Origin of the sequence: Micromonospora sp. NBC_00389 (assembly GCF_036059255.1) — a bacterium.
In the GTDB taxonomy this organism is placed as follows: domain Bacteria; phylum Actinomycetota; class Actinomycetes; order Mycobacteriales; family Micromonosporaceae; genus Micromonospora.
The window spans coordinates 548,052-570,107 of the sequence record NZ_CP107947.1; the positions used below are offsets into that span (position 1 = coordinate 548,052).

Sequence of the window (22,056 nt, forward strand, 5' to 3'; positions counted from 1 at the left end):
ACGACCCCTCTCTGGTCTCAGTGGCGGTGCTGGAATCTCGGACGTTGCTGGCTCTGTCGAGCGCGGACGATCAGCCGTACTGGCAGGACGCGGCCGAAGCGACGGTCACGCCGCCGGACTTCTTCTCGCAGCACTGGCACCAGAGGAAGCCGCCGGAGGTCGTACACGACCAGGTGTAGTTCGTGGCCGCCCGGCACGAACTGAAACTGATGAACTTGCTGCTGGGCGGCGGGAAGACCAGGTTGCAGCACTGGTAGTTGGCCGCCATCGCCGGCGTGGATCGGGCGAACACCGCGCCCGAGGTGACCAGGCCGATCGCGCCCAACTTGGCGAGGAACCCACGCCGGGTCCCGCCTCCACGAGACCGGGGGGCCTCGTGTTCGTCGTTGCTCATACCGCCTCCTTCGTTGCCTGCACCGCGGCACGGACTGCCGCGACATCGGTGAACAACAATGCGGAAACCAGCCGTCCGTCCTTGACGACCGCGGCGGACGGGCTGATCTTGACGCCGAACTCGGTGGAGACCCAGGCCGCGCCCTCGTCGATGAGGTACGGCAACCGGGCGAGGCCATGACGCTGGACGAACTCGACCGCGTCGCCGAACGTGGCAGAGGTGACGACGACACCGACATCGCCGGTGTCGGGTTGATCAGCGAGCTGCGCCGCGACGTCCTCGCAGCTCGCACAACTCGTGCTGAGCACCAGGAGCAGGTACGGCCCGCCGGTGCCGAACCGGGCGAACGGCTCCGGCCACGTGCCCGGCCGGGAGCCGAACCGGGCGCCTTCAAGCGGTCGTACCCCGGTGCCGCCGGGGGTTGACTCGGGCGAGCCCTCCAGTCCGCCGGTCCGGGCGTACATCTCGCCGGCCATGGCGAACAGCAGCACGACGGCACCCGCCACGAGCAGCATCACGATGATGGTCAGGTAGTTCATCGAGGCCCTTCCTTCATGCGGTCGAGGTGTCGGCCGGTCGTGGCTCGGGCTCGGGAGCCGGGGCCGGCGGATGCAGCGGCGAGGTGGCCCGGGTGGATCCGCCGAACATGACCCGCGTCCATTCGCCGGCGTAGCAGAAGACGCCGCAGGTGGTGGTGATGCCGAACCGGCCGGGGGCCCGCGACGCGCCCACGTGTCGTGGGATGCCGCCCATCGAGTAGACGCTGTCCAGGTCCTGCCAGAGCGAGATGCTGAGCACCACCCGCTGCCGCCAGTCGACCAGCACCTTGATGCCGAGGTATCCCTTGGCGGCCCGTCGGACGTGCCGTTTCAGGCGTAGGTGCAGCACCAGGATCAGCAGCACCTTGGGCCGGCTGCCGCAGTTGAACCGGGTCACCACGACCTGCCCCTTGGCGGGGTCCGGCTCCAGTACCGGGGTCATGTCTGGACGACCGTCGCGACGAGGGACAGCGCGACGGCCAGGATCGTCACGCCTGAGACGCGCCGTGCCCGGACCACCCATTTCCGACTCCTCTTCTCCGGTAGGTCGGCATACCTGGTGAGGCTCCACAGCGACACCAGCAGGCTGGCGACGAGGACGACGCAGAAGAGCACCAACGGCGCCGACCCGGCGTCCACCAGCAGGACGGCAGCGAGCGAGAGCCAGATCAGCGACACCGTCTTCTGTGTGGTGAAGAGCAGTCCCAGGTCAATGCCCCAGACCACGCCGAGCGTCCCGCCCGGCAGGGTGCGGACCAGCCGCTGCGGGACCTGCCGCCAGATGTGCGGGGTACGGTCGCGCACATCGGACACGCCCAGCCACCCGGCGACTGCCGCCAACAGCACCAGCCGTAGCCACTCGGGCAGCGCCTGCTGGAGCAGGGAGCCCGCGAAATACACCGGAACCGCGAGGATCACACCGGCGATCAGCCCGCCGACCGCGAGGCCGACGAGGAACCGGACGCCCTCGAACGCGTTCCGCCGCAACATGGGACCGGCGACCCCGGCCATGGACACGCCTCAAGGGCTGAGGGCCTGCAGCATGGCTCCGGTTATGCCGAGGACGACCCAGAGGACCATGGCGGACTCCTTCCCGGTTGGCGGCGGGTGCGACGGAGGGTTGGTCCTACACGCGCTGGCGGGTCGGCGAGACCGTCGACCGCAGCATGGTGAAGTCGGTGAACGCCAGGGCGGAGATCAGCATCCCGTCCCGGAACACGAGGGCGGCCGGGCTGACCGCGATGCCGAACTCGCCGGCAACCCAGTCACCGCCCTCGTCGACGTGGTGCGGCAGCCTGGCCAGCCCGTTCGTGGCGACGAACTCCGCTCCGGCGGCGGCATCCGCGGTGGAGACGGCTACGGCGATGTCCGCCACGTCGGCATGGTCGGCGAGTTGGCCGGCCACCGTACGGCAACTGGAGCAGGCCGTGCTGAGCACCAGGACGATCCGTAGCGGCCCGTCGCCGAATCCGGCCAGACCGGCGGGCCAGGCGGCCGGCACCCGGCCGACGTGGGCCTCCTCCAGCAGTCGGATACCGCTGCCCTGGGTCGGGGTGACGCCCGCGCGGTCGGCGAGCTGACCGAGCATCGCGAAGAGGACCACCACGCCCCCGGCGAGGACCAGAAGGGCGATCCCGAACACGTACGTCATGGCGCACTCCTCAGTCGTGTGTGGCGGCCGTCGGCCGGGGGCGGACCAGCTCACGAACCATGTCCCGCCAGATCCAGACGGCGAGCAGCACCATCAGGCCGGCGACGCCGATCGGGAGCAGGTCGGGGCGGGGGACGGCGTCCGCGCCGCCGCGGAGCACGACGAGCGCCCCGGCACCGAGAGCGAGCCCGACGAGCACCGACCGGAGGCCCAGCGGGCGACTGTCGCGTTGCCCGAAGCAACCGCACGGCGTGGCGAGGCCGCGTGCCCGGCCGACCAGCCCGGCTCCGGCGAAGAGCAGGCCGAGCACGCCGGCGACCGCCGCTCCGGCGGTGCGCAGGTCGGGAACGATGAGGGCGATGCCGGTGAGCGTCTCCACCACGGCCAGCAGGCGTACCGCTCGCTGCGCGCTGGGCTCGGGCAGCCGGAGCAGCGCCGCTACCGCTGCCCGGCTCGCTTCGGGAGCCGCCAGCTTGCCGAGCCCGGCGGAGACGAAGACGGCGGTGGTTCCGCAGATGATCAGGCCCACAGCGAGGGCGGATCCGGTCATGCTCCGCTCACCCGTGTCCGGGCATAGGTCATCGACACCGCGCCACCCCCGTGTTGACCGGCCTTCCCCCTGAGGGATTCACATTCGCCGATCGATCGTCGCTCTGCGAGACCCAATTCTTACGGTGCGCATCGATGAGCGTCAAGGTTCACGGGAAGGCTTATTTGCTGTGGTCGATTCCTCTGGCCGCCCATCCCATCCGGCGTGGATGTCGCGCCGCGCGCCTTCGACGACAACCACAACCGGGTCGCCCGGCGGCTCCCACACCACACCCGCCGAGCCGGGCCGTCCGATGAACTAATCGGGCGGTCAGTCCGTACCAGTGGACGGACGGGCAGCCGGCAGGGGTGCGGCTGCCCGGTCCAGACGCGTATCGGTCGGGACCGAGGAGGCACCGCAGACATGGCACCGCTCAGATCCGCCCGTCGCCGGCTGGGCAACCGGACCCACCGGGCGGCGATGTTGCTCATCGCCATCGTCGCGGGGGTCGGTGTCCTGCCCGGCGTGGCCGTCGCCGCGCCCGCCGGCGGGCAGCAGCTCAACGCCGCCGACATGACCCTGCTCAACGGCGTACGGCTGGCCGGACTGTGGGAGATGCCGGCCGGTCAGATGGCCGCCGAGAAGGGGCAGTCGGCCAAGGTCCGGGAGATCGGCGCGGGCATCGCCAACGAGCACCAGGAACTCGACCAGCTCGTCGTGAACGCCGCCAACAAGCTGGGCGCGACCATCCCGAGCGAGCCGACCGCCGAGCAGAAGGGCTGGCTGTCGGAGATGCAGAAGGCCTCCGGCGCCCGGTTCGACCAGATCTTCGTCACCCGGCTCCGAGTGGCTCACGGCAAGATCTTCCCGGTGATCGGCGCGGTACGGGCCAGCACCCGGGACGCCACCGTCCGCAAGCTCTGCGACGACGCCAACGGGTTCGTGATGCACCACATGCAGATGCTGGAGAGCACCGGGCTGGTCCGCTGGCCCGAGCTGCCACCGGCGGCGCTGCCCGCCCCCGGCAACGACGGCCTGCTCGCCGCCGCCGCGGCGAACACCGGCCCACAGGTCGGCGTCAGCAGCACCGTCGTCTGGCTGGTCTTCCTCGCCGCGCTGGGCACCGGCGGGATCGCCACCTACCGGATGCTGCGCCGCACCTGACCACTAGTCGCGGGCTGGGCCGGCGGCCGGATCGGTGCCGGGCTGGTGCCAGGAGCGCCACAGCGCGGCGTACGAACCGCCGGCCGCCACCAGCTCCTCGTGCGGGCCCAGCTCGGTGATCCGGCCGTCCTCCACCACCGCCACCCGGTCGGCGTCGTGCGCCGAGAAGAGCCGGTGCGCGATGGCGATCACGGTACGGCCGGCCAGCACGGCGGCCAGGGAGCGTTCCAGCTCCCGGGCCGCGCGCGGGTCGATCAGTGAGGTCGCCTCGTCCAGCACCAGGGTGTGCGGGTCAGCCAGCACCAGCCGGGCCAGCGCCACCTGCTGCGCCTGCGCCGGGGAGAGCGGGTGGCCACCGGCACCGACCACGGTGTCCAGCCCGTCGGGCAGCGCCTCGGCCCACTCCAGGGCGGCCACCGCGGCGAGCGCCGCCCGCACCTGCGCCGGGTCGGCGCCCGGACGGACCATGGCCACGTTCTCGCGCAGCGGCCCGATGAAGACGTGGTGCTCCTGGGTGACCAGCGCGACGTGCGAACGCAGCTCGTCCAACGGCAGCTCGTCCAGCCGACGACCGGCCACGGTCACCGAGCCGCTGCGCGGGGCGTGCACCCCGGCCAGCAGCCGACCCAGGGTGGACTTGCCGGCGCCGGACGGCCCGACCATGGCCAGCTTCTCCCCCGGCCGCGGCACCAGGGTCACGCCGTGCAGGACGTCCCGTCCCGTCCGGTACGCGTACCGGACGTCCCGGGCGACGAGCTGCTCCGGGCCGGCGTCGGAGGACGCGGTCCGAGCCGGCGCGCCGCCGTCGGCCGGCGCGGCAGTGGGAGTCTCACCGGTGCGGACCACCCCGAGCAGGCGGGCCATCGAGGCGCCGCCCACCTGGAGCTCGTCCAACCAGGAGAGCAGCCGGTCGACCGGGTCCACCAACTGCTGCACGTAGAGAGTGGCAGCGGTGACCTGACCGAGGCTGGCCCAGCCCCGCAGGTAGAACCAGCCGCCGATCAGCAGCGTGGCGACCACCGGCACCACGTACCCGATCTCGGCCACCGGGAAGAAGACGGTCCGCAGGTAGAGGGTGTACCGCTCGGCCCCGTACGACCGGCGGATGTCCGCGTCGGTGCGGGCCCGGCGGCGCGCCTGCTGCCGCAGTGCCTCGGTGGTCCGCGAACCCTCGACGGTCTCGCTGATCCCGTCGGTGATGTCCGAGTAGGCGGCGTTCTCCCGCAGGTAGCCGGCGGGGGCGCGGCGCAGGTACCAGCGGGTGCCGGCCAAGAGCAGCGGCACCGCCAGCAGGCAGGGCAACGCGAGCAGCGGACCGATCAGCAGCAGCGCGCCGACGATGAAGCCGGAGGTGACCACCGCGATCAACGTTTCGGGCACCGCCAGGCGCACGGTACGGGACAGCGCGGAGACGTCCCGGGACGTCCGGGTGAGCAGATCCCCGGTGCCGGCTCGTTCGACTGTGGCCAGCGGCAGGTCGAGGATCCGGTCCACGAACTCCTCGCGCAGCTCGGCGAGGACGCGCTCACCGAGCCGGGACGACGCCAGGTGGGCGAACCGGACCAGCACCGACTGAGCCAGCACGAACCCGGCGATCAGCAGCGCGATCCGGTCCACGGTGGACTGCACGACACCCTGGGAGATGCCCTGCACCAGGTCGCCGAGCAGCCGTGGGGCGACCAGCCCGGCGGCGGCGGCCAGCGCGTGCAGGCCGAGCGCGAGGGCCAGCGCGCGCGGGTGCCGGCGGACCAGCGTCCGCGCGTACCGGCGGACCTGCCGCGCGTCGGCGACCGGCAGTGCGGTGGCCATCAGTCCTCCTCCCGGCTGACCGTCGCCCGGTAGCGCGGCTCGCCGTCCAGCAGCTCGGCGTGTGTCCCCTCGGCCACCACCTTGCCGTCCTCCACGAAGATCACCCGGTCGGCCCGGCCGAGCACCAGCGGGCTGGTGGTGCAGACCAGGGTGGTCCGGCCCGCGCGGGCCGGACCCAGCCGCTGCGCGATCCGGGCCTCGGTGTGCGCGTCGACCGCGCTGGTCGGTTCGACCAGCAGCAGCGTCTCCGGGTCGGCGACCAGCGCACGGGCCAACCGCAGCCGCTGCCGCTGCCCGCCGGAGAACTCCCGGCCGCGCTCGGCCACCGCACTGTCCAGCCCGTCCGGCAGCGCCTCGACGATGTCCGTCGCGCTCGCTGCGGCCAGCGCCGCGCCGAGCACCGCGTCGTCGCCCCGATCGTGCGGGTCCAGCTCCGCCCGGAGCGGGCCGGTGAACAGATGTGCGTCGTTGTCGGCCACCAGGATCCGCCCGCGCACCGTCGCCAGTGCCAGCGCCCGCAGCGGTACGCCGTGCAGCGTGGCATCCGAATCGGTGTACCGGCCGAGCCGGTCCACGATCGCCACCGCGTCCTCGGGGGCGGCGGTCGCCAACGCGGTGAACCGCCCCGGCCGCAGCACCACCCCGGACTCTGGATCGGCCAGCTCACCCGGCCCGTCCGGCAGCGCCACCGGCCGCGCCGGGTCGACCAGCTCCGGGGTGAGCTGCAGCAACCGGACCACCCGGCGGGCCGACACGTGCCCCCGGGTCAGCTTGTCGACCGCCTCGGTCAGGTTGCGCAGCGGGCTGACGAGGAACGCGGTGTAGCCGTAGAAGGCCACCAGTTGCCCGGCGCTGATCTGGCCCTGCAACGCGAACCGCGCACCCAGCCAGGTCACCAGCACCAGGAAGGCCCCGGGCAGCAGCACCTGCGCCGCCTCCAACAGCGACTCCACCCGGGCCACCCGCAGGCCGCGCGTACGCAACTCCTGCGACCGGGTCCGGTAGTGGGCGGAGAGCACCGGCTCGCCGCCGACACCCCGCAGCACCCGCAGCCCGGAGACGATGTCGCCGGCCCGGGTGGTCAGCGCCCCCTCCGCATCCCGGTACGCCTGCTGCTGGCGGTGCAGCGGCCGGATGAGCAGCGCCACCACCGCCATCAGCACCGGTACGCCGAGCACCACGACCAGCCCGAGCGGCACCGAGGCGTTCAACAGGATCACCGCGACGGTGACGATCGCGACCAGCGATCCGGTGCCTCGGGCGGTGATGTCGATGGCGCTCCCGATCTGGCCGATGTCGGCCGTGCCGATGCTCACCACCTCGCCGGCGGCCACCCGACGGGGCAGCGCGGCGCCGAGCCGGTTCGCCGCCCCCACGGTCAACTGCACCGTCCGGAACGCCCCGGCCAGCCAGTTGTGCACCGCGAAACGATGCCGCAGGATCCCGGCGACCGCCTGAAGCACGCCCAGCCCGAACAGCACGAGACCCCAGGTGAGCAAAGAGCCCTCGTCGCGGTGGGCAAGCCCGTCGACAGCACGACCGACGGCGGCCGGCATCAGCGCCTGGGCCACCATCCACACCACACCGAGTGCGATGCCGCCGGTGAACAGCCGCTTGTGCCGGCTGGCCAACCAGATCAGGTAGCGGGTCGGCGACCGGGAATCGGGTACGCCGGGTTCGCCGGCCAGTGAGAAGCGCATAGCGGCTTGACGCTAGGCGGCCGGCAGCGGACCGGCGAACCAATTACCGCCCGGAGGTGCCGCGGCTCACGGCTGACACCGAGCCCGACGGGGTCAGCGGTCGACCTGGGTGAAGTCCCAGGAGTGCGGGGCGCGGGCCACCAGCAACGCGGGCGGCTCGGGCAGTGGGCGCGGGTTGCTGCGCCACTTGGAGATGACCACCACCCGGTGGTCGGTGGAGGAGAAGACCTCGCTGGACACGTACAGCGGGTCGTGCTCCAACTCGGGCAGGGCGGTGTCACACACCCAGGTGATCAGGTCGGCGACGCCGTACGCCTCCGCGCGTGCCTCCCACATCCGCACGATCATGTCCCTCGCCCCCGTCACACGCTGACCGTGGTGAGCGGCAGCGCCGAATCAGCCGGCAGGTCCAGCCGGCTCGGGGCGACCCCCGCAGCGACCAGGTGCGAACCGAGCGCGGCCACCATCGCCCCGTTGTCGGTGCACAGCTTCGGCCGAGGCACCCGGACCCGGATGCCGTACTTCTCGGCCCGCTGTTCGGCCATCGCCCGCAGCCGCGAATTGGCCGCCACTCCCCCACCGATCACCAGGGTCTCGATCCCGTTCGCCCGGCAGGCGGCGAGCGCCTTGGTGGTCAGCACGTCGCAGACCGCCTCCTGGAACGACGCGGCCACGTCGGGCACCGGCACCGACTCACCGGCGCGCTGCCGCGCCTCGACCCAGCGGGCCACCGCCGTCTTCAGCCCCGAGAACGAGAAGTCGTACCGATGCGCGGCGAGATCCTTCGCGGCGGTCAGGCCACGCGGGAAGGCGATCGCGGCGGCGTCCCCGGCCCGCGCCTCGCGGTCGATGGGCGGGCCGCCCGGAAACGGCAGCCCGAGCAGCCGGGCGACCTTGTCGAACGCCTCACCGGCCGCGTCGTCGATGGTGGCGCCGAGCGGGGTGACGCCCCGGGCCAGGTCGTCGATCAGCAGGAGAGACGAGTGCCCGCCGGAGACCAGCAGCGCGATTGCGGGTTCGGGCAGCGGGCCGTGCTCCAGGGTGTCCACCGCGACGTGCGCGGCGAGGTGGTTGACGCCGTACACCGGCTTCTCGGCGGCGAGCGCGTACCCCTTGGCGGCGGCGACGCCGACCAGCAGCGCGCCGGCCAGCCCGGGGCCGGAGGTGACCGCGATCGCGTCGATGTCGGCCAGGGTGACCCCGGCTTCGCGCAGTGCCCGGTCCATGGTCGGCACGATGGCCTCCAGGTGGGCCCGGCTGGCCACCTCGGGCACCACTCCCCCGAACCGGGCGTGCTCCTCGACGCTGGAGGCGAGCGCGTCGGCCAGCAGGGTGTGCCCCCGCACGATGCCGACGCCGGTCTCGTCGCAGGAGGTCTCGATGCCCAGGATCAGCGGTTCGTCAGCCATGGTCGTGTGGTCCGTCCCCGGTCGGCTCGGCGACGCGCTGCATGACCAACGCGTCGGTGTTGCTCGGTTGGTAGTAGCCGCGCCGCACCCCGATCGGCTCGAACCCGTACGTCGCGTAGAGCCGCTGGGCGGGGGCGTTGTCCACGGCGACCTCCAGCAGGGTGCTGCGCACACCGCGCCGGGCGGCCTCGGCGAGCAACTCCTCCAGCAGGGCACGGCCGACGCCGCGCCGCTGGGCGTCGCGGCGGACCGCGATGTTCTGCACCCACACCTCGTCCGGCGGAGCCCCGGCGAGCCCGGCGTAGCCGAGCACCGTGCCGTCGGCATCAATGGCTACCCGGTAGTGGTGCCGGTTGGCCAGCTCGTTCCAGAACATCGCCGGCGACCACTGCTCAGCGCCGAAGAGGTCCGCCTCGATCGGCAGCACCTGGTCGATGTGCCACCAGCGGAACCGCTCCAGCCGCACCGCCGTCACGGTGTGCCCTCGGTTCGCGACTGCGGGGCTCGCAACCCCGGCTCACTCCTCGCGCTCACGGGAGGACCGGTTTGTGGCTGGTCGCCGCCACGGCGTCCGGGCGGCGCAGGTAGAGCGGGGTGAGCCGCTCGGTGGGCGCCCCGGCCCGGATCCGCTCGGCGGCGAGCAGCGCCAGCACGGTGGCGTCCGGGTAGCGCGGCTCCACCCGGACCGGCAGACCGAGCGTGTCCGCGTACCGGTGGGCACCATCACCCACCGCAACCGTCGCCCCCAGCTCCCGGGCGCGGGCGGCGGCGACCGCCGGCGCGGACACCTCGGGTCCGACGATCCGCTGGCCAGCGCCGTCGTAGACGGCCCAGTAGAGCTCCTTGCGGCGAGCGTCGCTGGCGGCCAGCACCGGCTCGCCGGCCGCCGCCGGGTAGCCGATCCCATCCAGGGAGCAGACGCCGTACGTGGGGATGCCGAGCACCTGGCCCATGGTGGCGGCGGTGACCAGGCCGACCCGCAGCCCGGTGAACGGCCCCGGGCCGAGCCCGGTGACAATCGCACCCAGGTCGCGCGGGCGCGCGTCAACATCGGCGAGGACCGCGTCAACCTGAGGCGCGAGCAGTTCGCCGTGGGCGCGGGCGTCGACCGTGCACCGGTGCGCTCGGGACGCCACACCGTCCGCCGAGACCTCCACCAGCGCCGCGGTCACCGCGGGGGTCGAGCTGTCCACCACGAGTACGAGCACGGTATGCCAGCCTAGCCGCCCCGCCCGCCGCCCCGGTCACGCCCCGCCCCGCACACAGCACCGCCCCGGCCCGACCACCGCCCCGACTACCGACGCGGCCGGGCGCGGTTCAGCGTGGGCCGGCGACGGCGTACCCGGCCGGCAGCACATCCGCCGATGAGCGTGATACCTGTGAGTCATATTTATGGGTCTTGTGTCGTGTTAGTGGGTGGTGGTGGGGGCTGGTGACGGCGCATGCCGTTGTTCCGTTGGAGTTTTCGACCTGCGAAAGTGCGAAAACTTGGTGACGGAGCAACGGCATGCGTTCTGCCAGGGTATGGGCTGTGCTGTTCGGGGTCGAGCAGGCGGTTGTTGAGGGTGTCGAGTTCGATCAGGCTGAGTCGTTGTTGGTGGCTCGGGTGCGGGTGTGTCGGGGTGCGCGGCGGCGGTGTCCGCATTGCGGGCGGCGGTGTGTCGGCTATGACGCTGGTGCCCGGCGGCGGTGGCGGGCGTTGGATCTGGGTGCGGTGCGGGCGGTGGTTGAGGCCGACGCGCCGCGGGTGTCGTGTCCGGATCATGGTGTGGTGGTCGCGGCGGTGCCGTGGGCTCGTCATGGGGCGGGGCATACGCGGGCGTTCGACGCGACGGTGGCGTGGTTGGCGGTGCATACGGCGAAGTCCGCGGTGTCGCGGCTGATGCGGATCGGGTGGCGCACGGTCGGGGCGATCGTGGCCCGGGTATGGGCCGACACCGGTGCCGTGACGGATCGCTATGACGGGTTACGCCGGATCGGTATTGATGAGGTCAGTTACAAGAAGGGCCACCGGTATCTGACGGTGGTCGTCGATCATGACAGCGGTCGGCTGGTCTGGGCCGCGCCCGGCAAGAGCGCGGCCACGTTGCACGCGTTCTTCGACCTGCTCGGTCCCGGCCGCGCCGCCGCGATCACTCATGTGTCCGCTGACGGCGCCGATTGGATCACCACGGTGGTCCGGCGCCGGTGCCCCCGAGCAGTCCGATGCGCTGACCCGTTCCACGTGGTCGCCTGGGCCAGCGACGCCGTGGACCGGGTCCGCCGTCAGGTCTGGAACGAAGCCGCAGGTCGAGGGGCCGGTCGTCGCGGCGTCGCCGTTGGTGAGGCCCGGATGTTGAAGAACACCCGTTGGGCGTTGTGGAAAAACCCGCAGAACCTCACCGACGCCCAGCAGGCCAAACTCGCCTGGATCGCCAAGACCCACCCCCGCCTGCACCGAGCATGGGCGTTGAAGGAAGGCCTACGACTGGTGTTCACCCTGGCCAAGACCAGCCCGACCGCCGCGGTCGAAGCCCTCGACCGGTGGATCGGATGGGCCCGCCGCAGCCGCATCGACATCTTCATCGACCTGCAACGACGCATCACACGACACCGCGACGCCATCATCGCGTCCATCGAACACGGCCTGTCCAACGGCCGCATCGAATCCGTCAACGCCAAGATCCGCCTGATCACCCGGATGGCCTTCGGATTCCACTCACCCGACGCCCTCATCGCCCTGGCCATGCTCAGCCTCGGCGGCCACCGACCCGAACTACCCCGAAGATGACCACCCCACCCACACACCCGACACAAGACCCATATTTATGCCTCACAGGTATCACGGTCATCAGGGCGAGGCCCGCCGTCCGGAGCCGGGTCATCGCCGAGGCGATCCCCCAGGCAGGAATGTCGGCGAGTCATCAATCTTGCTCAGCGGTATCGCCGTCAGTTCGGCCTGGTCCACCATGCCGGGATGTCATCCACTCGCCTCGTCACCCTCCTCGGTGCCACCGTGCGACGACAACGACACCTGCGCGAGCTGAGCCAGCGCGAGCTTGCCGAACTGGCCGGTGTCAGCCAGGCCGCGGTGGCCCGGATCGAAAGCGGCGATCGGGCGCCCAGCATCCTGGTGTTGGAGCGGTTGCTCGCCGCCATGGATGTCCAGTTGGCCGTCGGGGTCGAGCCGCTCGACGCCCACCTCGACGCCCGGATCGCCGAACTGGCCGCCCGACCGCTTGCCGAGCGCATCGACGAGCTTGGCCTGGATCGGGCGCTGGACCGGCTCGCCGACTTCCCGCAGGTGATCACCGGAGGCACGGCGGCGCTGTTGCAGGGCGCGCCGGTGCCCGTCGACGCACTGGAGATCGCCGTGCGTTGGCACGACTCGGAACGGCTCACCCGCTGGCTGGAGGCGGCCTACGGCCAGCGGTGGAACGCCCGTTGGGGTGAGTTCGGCGGGGTGCGGTTGGAGCCCGAGGAGCAGGGCGAACACCTCTGGTCGACCCGCTACGGCGAGATCAGGGCGACGATGTGCGACGAGCTGCCCGAGACGATCGAGGTGCGCCACGCTGGACGGGGTTACCGGGTGGTGCCGCTGGCCCAACTGGAGCTGACCGACCCGCGAGCCGGCGACCTGCTGCGCCGCTACCGGGCCCGGCAGCTAGCCAGCGGCCGCTGAACCGGTGGTGCGCTCCCAGTCGATGGTGGGCAGGCCGGCGTCGGCGAGCGCCTTGTTGGCCGCACTGAACGGGCGGCTGCCCAGGAAACCGCGCGGATTCATCGGGCTGGGGTGCCCGGCCTCCAGCACCACGTGCTGCGGGTTGGTGACCAGGGCGGCCTTCTTGCGCGCGTAGCCGCCCCAGAGCAGGAAGACCACCCGGGAATCCAGCGCGTCGAGCGCCCGGATGGTGGCGTCGGTGAACTCCTCCCAGCCGCGGTTGGCGTGCGAGCCGGGCGTGGCCTCACGGACGGTGAGGACGGAGTTGAGCAACAGCACGCCCTGCGCCGCCCAGCCACTGAGGTTGCCGCCGCGCGGCTTCGGCACGCCGAGATCCTCGCCCAACTCCTTGAAGACGTTGCGCAGCGACGGCGGCACGGTCACGCCCTCCCGCACGCTGAAGCTGAGCCCGTGCGCCTGCCCCGCCTTGTGGTAGGGGTCCTGCCCGAGGATCAGAACCCGGCAGTCGGCCGGCGCGCAGAGCCGGTAGGCCGAGAAGAGGTCCTCGACCGGCGGGAAGACGGCGCGGGCGGCGTATTCCCCCGCGACGAACGCGGCCAGCTCCGCGGTGCGGGACGGGTCGAGGTGCGGGGTGAGCGCGGTACGCCAGCCCTGCGGCAGCAGCGCCGGCAGGTCCAGGGTGGGGCCGTCGTCGGACATCGGCAACCTTTCGTAGTCGATCGCCATCTTCCTACCAGTCGCCACCGACACCGCACGGCCCCGGTCACCGAGCGACGACGCGGGGTCGACCCACGAAAGTTACCGTAGCGTAACTTACTGGTGGGTCACTTACGGTATGGGCCGCTGTTAGCTTGCATTCACCTCCATCAATGCTCGTGAGGAGTGAACTGTGAGCCACAGGAACCCCCGTCCCCGTTCCTCTCGTGTGCTGGCCGTCGCAGCGGCAGCGGCAGTCTGCCTGGGCGTGTCCGGTGCACCGGCCGCCGCCTCCGACCTGTCGACGCCCGTCGTCTCCCGCGGTGTCACCATCCCCGCCTTCTACAACCCACCGGCCCAACTGCCCGCCGCCAACGGCACGCTGATCCGCAGCGAGCCCCTGCCGCTCGGCCTGAGCATTCCCGGGCTCGACGGTCGCCCGATGCCGGGCACGGCGACCCGGCTGATGTACCGGTCCACCGACTCCAACGGCCAGGCCGTCGGGGTGACCGGCGCCTACATCGAACCGTCGGCGGCGTGGCGGGGCACCGGCCCGCGCCCACTGGTGGCCGTCGCCTCCGGCACCATGGGCCAGGGCGACCAGTGCGCGCCCTCGCTGGCGTTGCAGTACCCGTTGACCCTGCGCGGCGACACCGTGTCGGTCGGCTACGAGTCCCTGGCCATCTACCGCCTCCTCTCCACCGGCGCGGCGGTCGTCGTCACCGACTACGTCGGTCTGGGCGCCACCGACCGGGTGCACACCTACGTCAACCGCCTCGACCAGGGGCACGCCCTGCTGGACGCGGCCCGCGCAGCGCGCGCCGTGCCGGGCGCGTCGGTCACCCGGGACTCACGCGTCGGCCTGTACGGCTACAGCCAGGGCGGCGGCGCCAGCGCCGCGGCCGCGGAACTTCAGCCCACCTACGCACCCGAGTTGCCACTGGCCGGCAGCTACGTTGGCGCGCCGCCCGCCGACCTGACCACGGTCCTCAAGGGCATCGACGGCAGCGCCCTGACGGGTGCGCTCGGCTGGTCGATGAACGGCTTCGCCCAGTCCGACCCGGCCCTGCGGGACGTCATCGAGGCGAACATCAACAGCACCGGCAGGGCGGCGCTGACGGACGTGTCGACCATGTGCGTCGGCGACGTGCTCTTCGGTTACGGCTTCGTGAAGAGCACCAGCTGGACCGTCAGCGGCAAATCCGTCGGTGACGTCATCGCGGGCTCGCCCCCGGCGCAAGCGGCGCTCGACCGCCAGCGCATCGGCACGCTCAAGCCCGCCGGCCCGGTACGCCTGGTGACCGGCATCCAGGACGACATCGTTCCCCACCAGCAGGCCCGCCAGCTGGCCGTGGACTGGTGCCGCAAGGGTGCCAACATCACGTACGAGGCCATCAGCCTGCCGAACCTCGGAGACAAGATCCTCACCAACCACCTGGTTCCGCTCATCACCGACCAGGGCGACGCGGTGTCCTGGATGGCCGACCGGCTCGCGGGCCGGACCGCCTACTCCAACTGCTGGACGATGCCCCTTCAGCCCTAGCGCTCCAGATCGGCCGGGCCGGCGCCCCTCGTCGATATCGGTGAGGGGTGCAGGGCCGCCAGTCGCCGCGCCCAGTCGCCGCCGACCGGGTCCAGCTCGACCACCCGCGTGTCGTCGTCGCGGCGGTCGATGCGCACCCGCAGGTGGGCGTCGACCAACTGCTCGACCAGGCCCTCGCCCCACTCGACCACGGTCACCGACTCGTCGATCGAGGCGTCCAGGTCCAGATCGTCGATCTCGGCGCGCGGGTCGGTGGCGTCGCCCAGCCGGTACGCGTCGGCGTGCACCAGGGCCACCCGACCGCCCCGGGCCGGGTCGGGTCGGTGCACCCGGGCGATCACGAACGTCGGCGAGGTGATGTCCCCGAGAACCCCGAGCCCGGCGCCGATGCCCTGGGTGAGCGCGGTCTTGCCGGCGCCCAGCGGGCCGGTCAACAGCACCAGGTCACCGGCGCGCAGCAGCCCGGCCAGTTGGAGGCCGAACTCCCGAGTGTCTTCGACGGCCGACAGCTTGACGACGTGACTCACCGTTCCTCCGCGCTCTCCAGTGACTCGAGGAACCGCGCCAGCGCGGCGTTGACCTCGTCCGCGTGCTCCAGCATCACCACGTGTCCGCTGTCCTGGATCTGCACGAACTCGGCGTGCGGCAGCCGCCGGACGATCTCCTCGGAGTGGGTCACCGGAGTGATCATGTCCTTGTCGCCGACCACCACGAGCACCGGTGTGTCGGCCAGCGCCGCGAGCGCCGGGAAGCGCGAGTGGGTGGCCAGGGTCCGCAGATAGCGGGTCACCGTGTCGGCCGACGTCCGGGAGTTCATCATCTCCACGTAGGACACCAGTGCCGGGCTGGGCTTGCGGGTGCCGAAGCCGTACTTGCGGGTAAGCAGCCAGGCAACGTTCGAGGTCGACTTGCGGGCCTTGTCGATCACCGGCCCGCCGTACCGGGTGGCATTGCTCACCATGAACAGCACCGGGCCGCCGACCCGCCCGAGCAGCGCCGGCGCGACCAGCTTGGTCTCCGCGATCAGCCCGCCCGAGGTGGCCATCAGCACGGTGCCCACCACCCGGTCCCCGAACAGCTCCGGGAACAACTCGGCGAACGCCATGATGGTCATGCCGCCCATCGAGTGGCCGACCAGCACCAACGGCCCGTCCGGGGCGGTCCGGTCGATCACCTGACGCAACGTCCGGCCGAGCACCGCGAGGTCGTACTCGCCGGTCTCCAGCCGGCCGGACCGGCCGTGACCGGGCTGGTCGTACGCCACGATCCGGTAGTCGCCGCGCTCGGCGAGCATCTGCCGCTGGAAGTGGAACGTGCCCATGTCCAGGCAGAAGCCGTGCACCAGCACCACCGTCGGATGCCCGGAGACCGGGCGGGTCGGCTCGACCACCTCGACGTGGATGTCGGTGCCGTCCGGCAGCTCCAGCCGGAACGCGTCGTCGTACCACTGCTCGTCGAACTTCTCGTGCGCGTAGCGGTCGGCCGGGTCGGCCTTGAGCCGGCGGACCAGGGTGCGCTCGGTCGCGACGCCGGCGGCCAGGCCGGCCGCGGCCACCCCGACCGCGGCGCCGACGATTCCGGCGACCCGGCCAGCCGCGGTCCGCGGACGCGGGATGCGCCTCGCGCTCACGGTGCCACCTCGGTTCGCGACTGCGGGGCTCGCAACCCCGGCTCACTCCTCGCGCTCACGGTGCCACCTCGGTTCGCGACTGCGGGGCTCGCAACCCCAGCTCACTCCTCGCGCTCACGGCCGCTCGCCGTCGTAGACCCGGGGCACCCGGGTGCCGCCGAACCGGGTGACGATCTCGTAGTTGATGGTGCCGGCCGCTTCAGCCCAGTCGTCGGCCGTCGGCTCGCCGTTGGCGCCGCTGCCGAAGAGCGTCGCCACGTCGCCGTCGGCCACCGGGTCGTCGCCGCAGTCCACCACGAACTGGTCCATGCAGACCCGTCCGGAGATGGTCCGCCGCGCGCCGGCGAGCTGCACCGGCCCGCTGTTGGACGCGTGCCGGGGCACCCCGTCGGCGTAGCCGAGTGGCACCACGGCCAGGTTGGCGTCGGCCTCCGTGGTGTAGGTATGCCCGTAGGAGACACCGGTGCCGGAGGGCACCCGCTTGGTGAGCATCACCCGGGCCCGCGCGGTCATCGCCGGGCGCAGCCCGTACGTCTCGCCGGCCACCGGGGAGAGGCCGTAGACGGCCAGGCCGGGGCGGACCAGGTCGAAGTGGGTGTCCGGGCGGGTCAGGGTCGCCGCCGAGTTGGCCAGGTGCCGCCAGCGCGGGCGGAGCCCGGCCCGCTCGACCATGGCCAGCCCCTCGTGAAAGACGGCCAGTTGCCGGTCGGTGGTCGGGTGGCCGGGCATGTCCGCGTACACGAAGTGGCTCCACACGCCGACCACCTCGACCAGGCCGTCGGCCTGCGCCTTGGCGGCGGCGTCCAGCAGCGCCGGCCAGTCCGCGACGGTCGCCCCACCCCGGGAGAGCCCGGTGTCGATCTTCAGGTGCAACCGGGCCGGGCGCTCGGCGCGCCGGCTCGCCTCGACCATCTCGTCCAGTTGCGGCAGGCTGGCCGCGCCCAGATCCACCCCGGCGCTGACCCCCTCGTGCAGCGGCAGCCCGGGAGCGAGCAGCCAGGCCAGCACCGGCGCGGTCACTCCGGCCCGGCGCAGCGTGAGCGCCTCGTCGAGGGTGCAGACACCGAGCCAGTCCGCCCCGGCGTCGAGCGCGGCCCGGGCGGCCGGAAGCATGCCATGGCCGTAACCGTCGCCCTTGACCACCGCCATCAGCTCAGCGGTGGTGCCGGAGCGGAGTCGGCTCACGTTCTCACGGATCGCGTCAAGATCGACGCGTACCTCGGCCTGCCACATACGCCCAGCCTACTTTCCGCCGTGATCACCGCGGGCGGCGACGCACGTCCCGGACGCCGATCCGGTCGTCTCGTCCACAACCGTCTCGATCAGCCCAGCCGGGCGATAACCGGACGCAACGCGATCGCCACGTCGGGCGCGGTCACCGGCCCGCCGCGGGCCGCCTCCCGGCCGGCCAGCCCGTGCAGGTACGCCGCGGAGGCCGCCGCCCGCTCGGGGGGCAGGCCGGACGCCAGCAGCGAGCCGAGCAGCCCGGCCAACACGTCGCCGGTGCCGCCGGTGGCCAGCGCCGAGGTGCCGGTCGGGTTGACGTACGCCCGACCGTCCGGGGTGCCGATCACCGTGCGGTCCCCCTTGAGCAGCACCACGGCGTTCATCCAGGCGGCCAGCCGCAGCGCGGCGCCGACCCGGTCGGCGCCGGGCTCCTCCCCGCAGAGCCGGCTGAACTCCCGATCGTGCGGGGTGACCACGATCGGCGCGTCCCGACCGCGCAGCTGGTCGGCGAGCGAGCCGTCCACGAGCAGGGTCAGCGCGTCGGCGTCGAGCACCACCGGCACCGGCGCGGCCAGCACGGCGCGCAGCTCGGCCGCCGCGTCCTCGCCGGTGCCCAGCCCGGAGCCACAGACCCAGGCCTGCACCCGGCCCGCCTCGGCGACCCGCTCGGTGGCGATCACCGAGGGGTGCTGGTGCAACACCTCCGCCTTGGCGCCGCCGGCGTAGCGGACCATGCCGGTCGGCCCGGCCAGTGCCCCTCCGACGGAGAGCACCGCCGCGCCCGGGTAGGTGGCCGAGCCGGTGGCCAGACCGACCACGCCCCGGCTGTACTTCTCCGACGCCGGGCCCAGCCGCGGCCACCAGTCGACCACGTCGGACCACTCGGTGACCCGCATCGCCGGGGTGCCCCGCAGCCACGGCCGCAGCCCGATGTCGACCAGCTCCACCTGCCCGGCCAGCACGGCGGCGGGTCCGACGACCAGGGCGGGCTTCAGCGCGCCGAAGGTCACCGTCACGTCGGCGCGGACCGCGGTAGGCCGGCCGGACGCGGCCAGCGGTACGTGCCCGGTGTCCACCGCCACCCCGCTCGGCACGTCGACCGCCAGCACGGTGGCCCGGCCGCCGTCCCGCCCACGCAGCTCAGCGAGGCGCTGCACCACCTCGTCGGCGTTCGCCCGCAGCCCGCCCGTGCCGCCGATGCCGACGATGCCGTCGAGGACCAGGTCCACCGGGCCGACCGGTCGGTCCACCAGCCGGCCACCGGCGGCCCGCAGCGCGGCCAGCCCTGCGGCATGCGCCCGTCCGGGGGCGAGCAGCAGAGCGGACACGGCGACGCCCCGGCGGGCCAACCGCTCCCCGGCGTACAACGCGTCGCCGCCGTTGTCACCGGAGCCGACCAGCAGCAACACCCGCCCGCCGTACAGACCACCCCGCTCGACGAGCAGCAGCGCGGCCCGTCGGGCCAGCCCGGCGGCGGCCCGCTGCATCAGCGTGCCCTCCGGCAACGTGCCCATCAGTCCCGCCTCGGCCGCCCGTACGTCAGCCACCCGCCACACCGGTCTCATGCCACCGTGTCCCATTCCCCTCGCGGGCGGGCCGGGACGGCCCACCCGACCGACGTCACCGTTCCGCGACCACCATCGCCGACGCGATCCCGCCGTCGTGCGACAGCGAGAGATGCCAGCGGTTGACCCCACGCTCGAGCGCCACCGCCGCGACCGTGCCGGAGACGGTCAGCCAGGGGCGGCCGTCCGGATCGGGCACGACCTCGCAGTCGTGCCAGCTCAGCCCGGACGGCGCGCCGAGCGCCTTGGCGACGGCCTCCTTGGCGGCGAAGCGGGCGGCGAGCGACTCCGGCGAGCGCGGGTTGCCGGAGCGGGTGTACCGCTCGGCCTCGGTGAAGAGCCGGTCGGCGAGCAGCGGCGTCCGCGCCAGTGCCCGGGCGAACCGGTCCACCAGGACGACGTCGATGCCGACAGCGACGATCACCAGTTCACCCTACCGGCGGCGAAGGCGGCAGATTAGCCGTCGGGCCCGTGGTGGGCAACGCCTGTGGACAGGCCGGGGTACGGCCGCAGCCGGCTGTCCACAGGGCACTTCCGGGCGTCCGTGCCACGCCTAGCGTCGGCGCGTCGATATCGATCGTCCACGGGGGTGTGGTCATGACCGAGGAGCCGTTCGCCGTCCGGCCGGAGGAGCTGCGCGCCGTGGCCGTCGCGCTCGACAACGCGGCGCACCGCTTGGCGCTGGGCCTGGCCGGGTTGCCCGGGCTGCTGGTGCCGGCGCCCGAGTGGCGGGCCGCCGCCGCCCTGGCTGAGCTGGAGGCGGCCGGGCACGCCTGGCTCTGCCGGCTGGGCACCCGGGTGGCGGCGACCGCCGGTGGGGTCCGGGCGGCGGCCGAGGCGTACGAGACGGTGGACGACCGGGCCGCCGGCCGGTTCGCCGGCCTGCCCCGGTGACCACCGTCGGCTACCGGCAACTCTGGGCTGCGGACCCGGGCGGGTGGCGGGCCGCCGGGGCGGCGTGGGCCGGGTTGACCGGGCCGGTCGAGCGGCGCGCAGGCGAGCTGGGTGGGGCCACCGGGCGGCTGCGGGACGGCTGGTCCGGTGCGGCCGCCACGGCGGCGGACGCCCGGCTCGCCGGCCTGCGCGACGAGCTGACCTCGGTCGTTCCCGCGTTGATCGAGGCCGACCAGGTGCTGGCCGAGTTGGCCGGCCGGCTGGTGGTGGCGAAGGCGCGGCTCGGCGAGGCGGTCGCCCTGGCCGATGCGTCCGGCCTGGTGGTGGACCGGGCGGGCGGGGTGCACGTTGATCCGACCCGGGCGCGGCCGACCGAGCGGGCCGGCCTGGCGGCAGCCCGGGTGGCGGCGGCACCGCGGGACGCGCTCGACCGGGCCGGGGCGGCCGACCGCACGGCCGCCGACCGGTTGGACGAGTTGGGCCGAGCCGCCCGCTCCGGCTGGGCGTCCCCGCCACCGCCCGGCCGCCCGGCTCCCGGTGCCGCGCCGGCCCTGGTCCGGGCCTGGTGGTCCGGGTTGACCCCGGCGCAGCGGCGGTGGCTGGTCGGGCACGAGCCGACCCTGGTCGGCCGCCTGGACGGGGTGCCGGTAGCCGCCCGCGACCAGGCCAACCGGCTGCGACTCGGTGCCTGGCGCGAGGAGTTGCTGGCCGAGCGGCGACGGTTGCTGACCCGGGTGCCGCCCGGGCCGGCCGCGTCGGTCCGGCTGCGCGGGGTGGCGGCGCGGCTGGCCGGGCTGGAGGCGCTGGCTGGGCGGCTGGTGGCGGCCGGGGAGCCGCGGGCGTACCTGCTCGGGCTGGACGCGGCCGGGGAGGGGCGGGTGGTGATGGCACTCGGCGACCCGGACCATGCCGACCGGGTGTTGACCTATGTGCCGGGGATGACGGCGGGTCTGGACGACGCCCCCGGCGAGCTGGGCCGGGCGGCGCGGGTCCTGGACCGGTGTGCCGCGCTCGCCCCGGGTGAGCGCAGCTCGGCGGTGCTCTGGCTGGACTACGACGCACCGGACTTCCTGCCCGAGGCGGCCTCGGCCGGCCAGGCCCGCGACGCCGGGCCGGCGTTGCACCGCTTCCAGGAGGGGCTACGGGCCAGCCACGAGGGACCGCCGGCCCGGCAGACCGTCCTGGGGCACAGCTACGGCTCGCTGGTGGTGGGCATGGCGGCCCGGGAGCACGGGTTGGCCGCCGACGCGCTGGTCTTCGTCGGCTCGCCCGGGGTGGGTGCGGCGCACGCCGCCGAGTTGGGCCTGCTGCCCGGGCAGGTCTGGGCCAGCAGCGCCCCCGACGACGTGATCCGGCTGGCCCGCCCCGCCGACGAGCTGGCCCGGCGCGCTGCTCGGCGCTGCCCCGCTCGCCGCCGTGCTCGGCTGGCCCGACCGGGGCGGGCACGAGCTGTGGTTCGGCCACGACCCGGCTGATCCCGGGTTCGGCGGGCGGGTCTTCCCCAGCGACCGGCGCGGGCACGCCGGCTACTGGGACCCGGGCAATCCGGCGCTCGACGGGATGGCCCGCGTCGTGCTGGGCCGCTGACGGTGGCCACTTGTCGGCGGCGAATGCCGGGCTGCGCCCCGTCTGGCGGTCTCCTCGG

25 protein-coding genes are annotated in these 22,056 nt (G+C 73.2%); 7 read left to right on the forward strand and 18 right to left on the reverse strand.

Annotated features, from left to right (window positions below):
• Positions 1 to 70: 70 nt before the first annotated feature.
• The 6 genes from OG470_RS02585 to OG470_RS02610 form a co-directional block, all read right to left on the reverse strand.
• A complete protein-coding gene (locus OG470_RS02585) occupies positions 71 to 394 on the reverse strand; it encodes a hypothetical protein (protein ID WP_328420368.1) in 324 nt (107 codons plus the stop codon).
• Positions 391 to 933, reverse strand: coding sequence for a hypothetical protein (locus OG470_RS02590; protein ID WP_328420370.1), 543 nt, complete (start codon positions 931 to 933; stop codon positions 391 to 393). Before OG470_RS02590 ends, OG470_RS02585 begins: the two co-directional genes overlap by 4 nt.
• 13 nt (positions 934 to 946) lie before the next feature.
• On the reverse strand, positions 947 to 1,375 hold the full coding sequence (locus OG470_RS02595; RefSeq protein WP_328420372.1) for a hypothetical protein: 429 nt from the start codon (positions 1,373 to 1,375) through the stop codon (positions 947 to 949).
• The gene (locus OG470_RS02600) at positions 1,372 to 1,944 is read right to left on the reverse strand and encodes a hypothetical protein (protein ID WP_328420374.1); all 573 of its coding nucleotides are present in this window, start codon (positions 1,942 to 1,944) and stop codon (positions 1,372 to 1,374) included. Before OG470_RS02600 ends, OG470_RS02595 begins: the two co-directional genes overlap by 4 nt.
• Positions 1,945 to 2,059: 115 nt before the next feature.
• A complete protein-coding gene (locus OG470_RS02605) occupies positions 2,060 to 2,584 on the reverse strand; it encodes a hypothetical protein (protein WP_328420376.1) in 525 nt (174 codons plus the stop codon).
• A 10-nt stretch (positions 2,585 to 2,594) separates the two neighbouring features.
• Positions 2,595 to 3,134: a MauE/DoxX family redox-associated membrane protein gene (locus tag OG470_RS02610; RefSeq protein ID WP_328420378.1), complete on the reverse strand. Its 540-nt coding sequence runs from the start codon at positions 3,132 to 3,134 to the stop codon at positions 2,595 to 2,597.
• Between the two features lie 402 nt (positions 3,135 to 3,536).
• Between OG470_RS02610 and OG470_RS02615 the strand changes: the two genes are divergently transcribed.
• Positions 3,537 to 4,277: a DUF4142 domain-containing protein gene (locus tag OG470_RS02615; protein WP_328420380.1), complete on the forward strand. Its 741-nt coding sequence runs from the start codon at positions 3,537 to 3,539 to the stop codon at positions 4,275 to 4,277.
• Positions 4,278 to 4,280: 3 nt separating this feature from the next.
• Here the strand turns inward: OG470_RS02615 and OG470_RS02620 are convergent, their stop codons facing one another.
• The 6 genes from OG470_RS02620 to tsaB form a co-directional block, all read right to left on the reverse strand.
• Positions 4,281 to 6,086, reverse strand: a complete 1,806-nt coding sequence (locus OG470_RS02620) for an ABC transporter ATP-binding protein (RefSeq protein WP_328420382.1) — start codon at positions 6,084 to 6,086, stop codon at positions 4,281 to 4,283.
• On the reverse strand, positions 6,086 to 7,786 hold the full coding sequence (locus OG470_RS02625) for an ABC transporter ATP-binding protein (RefSeq protein ID WP_328420384.1): 1,701 nt from the start codon (positions 7,784 to 7,786) through the stop codon (positions 6,086 to 6,088). Before OG470_RS02625 ends, OG470_RS02620 begins: the two co-directional genes overlap by 1 nt.
• A gap of 93 nt (positions 7,787 to 7,879) precedes the next feature.
• Positions 7,880 to 8,134, reverse strand: coding sequence for a hypothetical protein (locus tag OG470_RS02630; RefSeq protein WP_328426103.1), 255 nt, complete (start codon positions 8,132 to 8,134; stop codon positions 7,880 to 7,882).
• Between the two features lie 14 nt (positions 8,135 to 8,148).
• The gene (tsaD, locus tag OG470_RS02635; protein ID WP_328420386.1) at positions 8,149 to 9,195 is read right to left on the reverse strand and encodes a tRNA (adenosine(37)-N6)-threonylcarbamoyltransferase complex transferase subunit TsaD; all 1,047 of its coding nucleotides are present in this window, start codon (positions 9,193 to 9,195) and stop codon (positions 8,149 to 8,151) included.
• Entirely contained in the window at positions 9,188 to 9,670 is a 483-nt protein-coding gene (gene rimI, locus OG470_RS02640; RefSeq protein WP_328420388.1) for a ribosomal protein S18-alanine N-acetyltransferase, read from the reverse strand. Before rimI ends, tsaD begins: the two co-directional genes overlap by 8 nt.
• Before the next feature lie 55 nt (positions 9,671 to 9,725).
• On the reverse strand, positions 9,726 to 10,403 hold the full coding sequence (tsaB, locus tag OG470_RS02645; RefSeq protein ID WP_328420390.1) for a tRNA (adenosine(37)-N6)-threonylcarbamoyltransferase complex dimerization subunit type 1 TsaB: 678 nt from the start codon (positions 10,401 to 10,403) through the stop codon (positions 9,726 to 9,728).
• A gap of 299 nt (positions 10,404 to 10,702) precedes the next feature.
• Here tsaB and OG470_RS02650 point away from each other — a divergent pair, with 299 nt between their 5' ends.
• Both OG470_RS02650 and OG470_RS02655 read left to right on the forward strand, forming a co-directional pair.
• Positions 10,703 to 11,965 carry an ISL3 family transposase gene (locus OG470_RS02650; RefSeq protein WP_328420392.1) on the forward strand — a complete coding sequence of 421 codons (1,263 nt, stop codon included), beginning with the start codon at positions 10,703 to 10,705 and terminating at the stop codon, positions 11,963 to 11,965.
• A 186-nt stretch (positions 11,966 to 12,151) separates the two neighbouring features.
• Positions 12,152 to 12,856: a helix-turn-helix domain-containing protein gene (locus OG470_RS02655; RefSeq protein WP_328420394.1), complete on the forward strand. Its 705-nt coding sequence runs from the start codon at positions 12,152 to 12,154 to the stop codon at positions 12,854 to 12,856.
• Here the strand turns inward: OG470_RS02655 and ung are convergent.
• Complete coding sequence (gene ung / locus OG470_RS02660; protein WP_328420396.1) at positions 12,839 to 13,555, reverse strand: uracil-DNA glycosylase; 717 nt, start codon at positions 13,553 to 13,555, stop codon at positions 12,839 to 12,841. The genes OG470_RS02655 and ung overlap by 18 nt on opposite strands.
• Before the next feature lie 265 nt (positions 13,556 to 13,820).
• Between ung and OG470_RS02665 the strand changes: the two genes are divergently transcribed.
• The gene (locus OG470_RS02665; RefSeq protein ID WP_328420398.1) at positions 13,821 to 15,095 is read left to right on the forward strand and encodes a lipase family protein; all 1,275 of its coding nucleotides are present in this window, start codon (positions 13,821 to 13,823) and stop codon (positions 15,093 to 15,095) included.
• Here OG470_RS02665 and tsaE read toward each other — a convergent pair.
• From tsaE to OG470_RS02690, 5 genes are all read right to left on the reverse strand, one after another.
• Entirely contained in the window at positions 15,092 to 15,622 is a 531-nt protein-coding gene (gene tsaE, locus OG470_RS02670) for a tRNA (adenosine(37)-N6)-threonylcarbamoyltransferase complex ATPase subunit type 1 TsaE (RefSeq protein WP_328420400.1), read from the reverse strand. The two genes, OG470_RS02665 and tsaE, sit on opposite strands and share 4 nt — an antisense overlap.
• Positions 15,619 to 16,725, reverse strand: coding sequence for an alpha/beta fold hydrolase (locus tag OG470_RS02675; RefSeq protein WP_442931032.1), 1,107 nt, complete (start codon positions 16,723 to 16,725; stop codon positions 15,619 to 15,621). Before OG470_RS02675 ends, tsaE begins: the two co-directional genes overlap by 4 nt.
• 114 nt (positions 16,726 to 16,839) lie before the next feature.
• Positions 16,840 to 17,958, reverse strand: coding sequence for an alanine racemase (alr, locus tag OG470_RS02680; protein ID WP_328420402.1), 1,119 nt, complete (start codon positions 17,956 to 17,958; stop codon positions 16,840 to 16,842).
• 89 nt (positions 17,959 to 18,047) lie between these two features.
• Positions 18,048 to 19,517 carry an NAD(P)H-hydrate dehydratase gene (locus tag OG470_RS02685; RefSeq protein WP_328420404.1) on the reverse strand — a complete coding sequence of 490 codons (1,470 nt, stop codon included), beginning with the start codon at positions 19,515 to 19,517 and terminating at the stop codon, positions 18,048 to 18,050.
• Positions 19,518 to 19,572: 55 nt separating this feature from the next.
• Entirely contained in the window at positions 19,573 to 19,941 is a 369-nt protein-coding gene (locus OG470_RS02690; protein WP_328420406.1) for a holo-ACP synthase, read from the reverse strand.
• 173 nt (positions 19,942 to 20,114) lie between these two features.
• On the opposite strand from OG470_RS02690, the gene OG470_RS02695 reads away from it, so the two are divergent.
• The 3 genes from OG470_RS02695 to OG470_RS02705 are packed head-to-tail and all read left to right on the forward strand — an operon-like array spanning position 20,115 to position 21,998.
• Positions 20,115 to 20,411, forward strand: a complete 297-nt coding sequence (locus tag OG470_RS02695; RefSeq protein ID WP_328420408.1) for a hypothetical protein — start codon at positions 20,115 to 20,117, stop codon at positions 20,409 to 20,411.
• The gene (locus OG470_RS02700) at positions 20,408 to 21,886 is read left to right on the forward strand and encodes an alpha/beta hydrolase (protein WP_328420410.1); all 1,479 of its coding nucleotides are present in this window, start codon (positions 20,408 to 20,410) and stop codon (positions 21,884 to 21,886) included. Before OG470_RS02695 ends, OG470_RS02700 begins: the two co-directional genes overlap by 4 nt.
• Entirely contained in the window at positions 21,828 to 21,998 is a 171-nt protein-coding gene (locus OG470_RS02705) for a hypothetical protein (protein WP_328420412.1), read from the forward strand. Before OG470_RS02700 ends, OG470_RS02705 begins: the two co-directional genes overlap by 59 nt.
• Positions 21,999 to 22,056: the final 58 nt, after the last annotated feature.